General features: G+C 69.5%; 5 protein-coding genes and 1 tRNA gene. 2 read left to right on the top strand and 4 right to left on the bottom strand.

Annotated elements, in window-relative coordinates; translation table 11 throughout:
- From VJS38_RS16015 to VJS38_RS16000, 4 genes are all read right to left on the bottom strand, one after another.
- A partial coding sequence (locus VJS38_RS16015; protein WP_324089151.1) for a lysozyme occupies positions 1 to 590 on the bottom strand: 590 nt, incomplete at its 3' end.
- A 79-nt stretch (positions 591 to 669) separates the two neighbouring features.
- Positions 670 to 2100, bottom strand: a complete 1431-nt coding sequence (gene mgtE / locus VJS38_RS16010; RefSeq protein WP_324089150.1) for a magnesium transporter — start codon at positions 2098 to 2100, stop codon at positions 670 to 672.
- Between the two features lie 139 nt (positions 2101 to 2239).
- Positions 2240 to 2324, bottom strand: a tRNA-Leu gene (locus tag VJS38_RS16005).
- Between the two features lie 61 nt (positions 2325 to 2385).
- Positions 2386 to 2700, bottom strand: coding sequence for a FliM/FliN family flagellar motor switch protein (locus VJS38_RS16000; protein ID WP_324089149.1), 315 nt, complete (start codon positions 2698 to 2700; stop codon positions 2386 to 2388).
- A gap of 11 nt (positions 2701 to 2711) precedes the next feature.
- Between VJS38_RS16000 and lipB the strand changes: the two genes are divergently transcribed.
- Both lipB and VJS38_RS15990 read left to right on the top strand, forming a co-directional pair.
- Complete coding sequence (gene lipB, locus VJS38_RS15995; protein ID WP_324089148.1) at positions 2712 to 3434, top strand: lipoyl(octanoyl) transferase LipB; 723 nt, start codon at positions 2712 to 2714, stop codon at positions 3432 to 3434.
- Positions 3435 to 3494: 60 nt separating this feature from the next.
- On the top strand, positions 3495 to 3721 hold a 227-nt coding region (locus VJS38_RS15990), incomplete at its 3' end, for a peptide-methionine (R)-S-oxide reductase (RefSeq protein WP_324089147.1).

The following is a 3721-nucleotide window of genomic DNA, read 5'->3' as shown; positions in this document are numbered from 1 at the left end:
TCGCGCGCCACCGAGGCCGTTCCGCCCTCCAGCGACGCGGTGACGCGGACCGGCGCGCCGCGCGGCGCGGTGTCGGGCGCGGCTTCGTCCAGCAGCGGCTTCAGCAGCGCCGAGGGCGCGGCGCGCCATTGGTCGCCCGGCGGGGTGAGGAACAGAAGCTTCTCCGCCGCGCGCCGGCGGACCAGGGCGTCGACGACGATCCGCTCGCCCTCGAACTCGGCTCGCCGCCACCGCTCGAGCGCGAAGGCGGCCTGGGTGAAGGCGCCCTCGTTGACCCGTTTGAGCACATCGGACGTGCGTAAGGCGTCCACGCCGACGGAGAAGGCGAAGGCGCAGAGCGCGTCGAACTGGTTGCGGGTGAGGCTGGCGAACGTCAGCTCGCTGACGGCGCGGGCGACGCCGATCATGTCGTAGAGCAGCAGCGCCTCGGCGTCGGCCTCGGAGACCTCCGCCCCCTCGCGGGCGGTCAAGGTATGGCCGTAGCCGATCGTCCAGCGTCCGTCGGGGAGCTGGGCGGCCTTGCGGCGATAGCCCTCGAACCGCTTGATCAACTCGATCGCGGCCCGGGAGACCTGGTGGCGCGGCGTCATGCCTCAGTCCCGGTTTGACACAGACGCACGGGGCGTCCCGCTCTGCGGGGCAAGATGCGGGCCGTGCGAGCCCCGAGCCTTACAATAGGATCAGGGCGGCGATGCCAAGCAGGGCCAGGAAGCCGAAGAAGTCCGTCATGAAGGTCACGACCACCGACGACGAGACCGCCGGGTCGCGGCCGAAGCGGTCGAGCATGATCGGCGCCAGGATCCCGCCCAGGGCCGCGACGAAGAAGTTGGCGATGATGGCCAGGCCCACCACAAGCGACAGCTTGGGATCGTGCCAGAGAAACCAGCTGCCCAGGCCCAGGAGCGAGCCCATCGCCACGCCGTTGAACATCCCGACCGCCAGCTCGCGCAATATGACACGGTAGGCGTTGGCGGGGCTGAGCTCGCGGCTGGCGATGGCCCGGACCGCAACCGTCAACGCCTGCGTGCCCGCATTGCCGCCGAGCGAGGAGACGATCGGCATCAGCATGACGAGGGCGACGATCTTGGAGACCATGTCCTGGAAGGGCCCGATCACCGTCACCGCGATGGCCTCGGTGATGAGGTTGATCACCAGCCACGGCAGTCGCGAGCGCACGATGCCGAGGATGTCGGCGTCGCGGCCGGCGTCGGACACGCCGGCCAGGGCCAGGATGTCTTCCTCGGTCTCGTCCTGGATGACGCCGACGATGTCGTCGACGGTGATCTGGCCCACCAGCCGCCCGCCCGGCTCCACCACCGGGGCCGAGATCAGGTGGTACTTGTTGAAGATGTAGGCGACCTCTTCCTGGTCCATGTCGACCGGGATCTCGGTCACCGGCTCCATGATCTGGGCCAGCGGCACGTCGCGCCGGGAGCGCAGCAGGTGGCTGACCGGCGCGGCCCCCACCGGCTTGTAGGCCGGGTCGACGACGTAGATGTCGAAGAACAGCTCCGGCAACTCGTCGCTCTCGCGGCGCAGGTGGTCGATCGCCTGGCCGACGGTCCAGAACTGCGGCGCGGCCACCACTTCGCGCTGCATCAGGCGCCCGGCGGTCTCGTCCTCGTAGCCCAGCGAGCTCTCGATCGCCGCCCGCTCGACCTCGGGCATGGCGGCCAGCACCTGGGCCCGCTTGTCCTCCTCCAGGTCGTCGACGACGTCGGCGGCGTCGTCGGAATCCATCTCGCCCAGCGCCCTGGCGAGCGTCGCGGACGGAACGTGCTCCAGCACCTCTTCGCGGATATCGGTGTCGAGCTCGGAGAGGATCTCCGGCAGGGCCTCGGGGTCGAGGTGCGGGACCAGCTCCTCGCGGTCCTCCCACGAGAGGAAGCCCATCAGGTCGGCGATGTCGGCCGGATGCAGGGCGCCCAGCAGCTCGCGCAGCCGTTCGGTGTCGCCGCGATCCAGCGCGTCGGCCACCATCGGCACATATTCCGGGTTGAGGGCGTAGTCCTCGCCGAGCGCGAGGTCTTCGAGATCTTCCTCGGCCTCGGGAGCCTCCGTCTTCACCAGGTCAGCGAGGTCGTCCGATTCACGGCTCATGCGGACCTCCTCTGACTGTTGACGACGTTCCTGTTCCCTACCCGGCTTGATGCCCTTGATTCACTGGCGCGGTCGAGAGGCCCGACCTGCAAAGCACACCTGCTTCTAAATCCTGCGAAGCCCGGAGGGCGAAGCAGGATGGTGCGGTCGAGAAGACTCGAACTTCCACGGGTTGCCCCACAGCGACCTCAACGCTGCGCGTCTACCAATTCCGCCACGACCGCTCGTGGTGAGGCGCGGGGGTTAGCAAACGCCGGCGCCTTTGTGAAGTGGCGCCTTCGCTGATTACACCGCACCGGCCATATAGTCGTAGACGTCGGCCGCGCCGGTGACGGCGATGGCGATGCGATCGTCGTTGATCTGGATCTCGCCGCGGGCGATCGGGTGGTTGTTGGCGAGGATCCAGACCTCCTCGGTGACGGTCGCGTCGAGGGGAATCACCGCGCCGCGGCCCATCCGCAGGAACTGCGCCATCGGCAGCGTCGCGCGACCGAGCACGATCTGGATCTCGACGTTGACCGCATGCACCTGGCTCACGCGCCACAGCCCCCACGCACAGAATCGTCCGCAGACTTTGCGTGACGAACGCCCAGGGACCATGTTGCGAGTCGATGCTTGATCACGCGTTAAATCCGACCCTGGCCGCGCCGTTCGCCCGCGCCGACGGGGCCCCCGCGGGCTGGGCGGTCTCCCGCGGCTACGTCGACTATCCGGCCGCCGTCGAGGCCATGGAGGCCCGCGCGGCGGCCATCGCCGAGGGCCGGGCGGACGAACTCGTCTGGCTGCTGGAGCATCCGCCGCTCTACACCGCCGGAGTCTCGGCCAAGGCCTGCGACCTGCTCGATCCCGAGCGCTTTCCGGTGTTCCGATCGGGCCGCGGCGGCCAGTTCACCTACCATGGCCCGGGCCAGCGGGTGGCCTATGTGATGCTGGACCTGAACCAGCGCCGCCGCGACGTGCACGCGTTCGTGGCCACGCTGGAGGCCTGGATCATCGGCGCGCTGGCCCGCTTCAACGTCGAGGGCGAGCTGCGCCAGGGCCGGGTCGGCGTCTGGGTGGAGCGCAAGGTCCCGGGCTTCGCGCCGCGCGAGGACAAGATCGCCGCCGTCGGCGTGAAGCTGCGCCGCTGGGTGTCGTTCCACGGCGTCGCCCTCAACGTCGAGCCGGACCTGGCGCACTTCTCCGGCATCGTCCCCTGCGGCCAGGCCGAGCATGGGGTGACCAGCCTCGTCGACCTCGGCCACACGGTCTCGCTGGACGAAGCGGACGCGGCGCTGAGGGCGAGCTTCGAGGAGAAGTTCGGGACGGTCGTCGAGGCGAAGGCGCCGGTCTAGCGACGGCCTCAGGCTCCTGCGACCTTTCGCCGCCCGCCCCGTCCGCCTACATTCCGCGCCATGACCCAGTTCTCCCCGTCCGGCTTCGACCTCGCCTCGCCCTCGGCCGAGGAACGCGCCAAGCTGGAGGCGACGCTCAGTCGCGAGGAGGCGGACGTCCTCCTGCATCACGGGACCGAGGCGCCGTTCTGCGGCGGCCTGCTCGATCAGAAGGACGACGGGGTCTACTGCTGCCGGCTCTGCGGCCTGCCGCTGTTCCGCCACCAGACCAAGTTCGAGAGCGGCAC

It is taken from the genome of Phenylobacterium sp. (assembly GCF_035276905.1).
Taxonomy (GTDB): domain Bacteria; phylum Pseudomonadota; class Alphaproteobacteria; order Caulobacterales; family Caulobacteraceae; genus Phenylobacterium.
The sequence above is the reverse complement of the archived record's forward strand: the minus strand, read 5'-3'. Positions and strand labels throughout refer to the sequence as shown.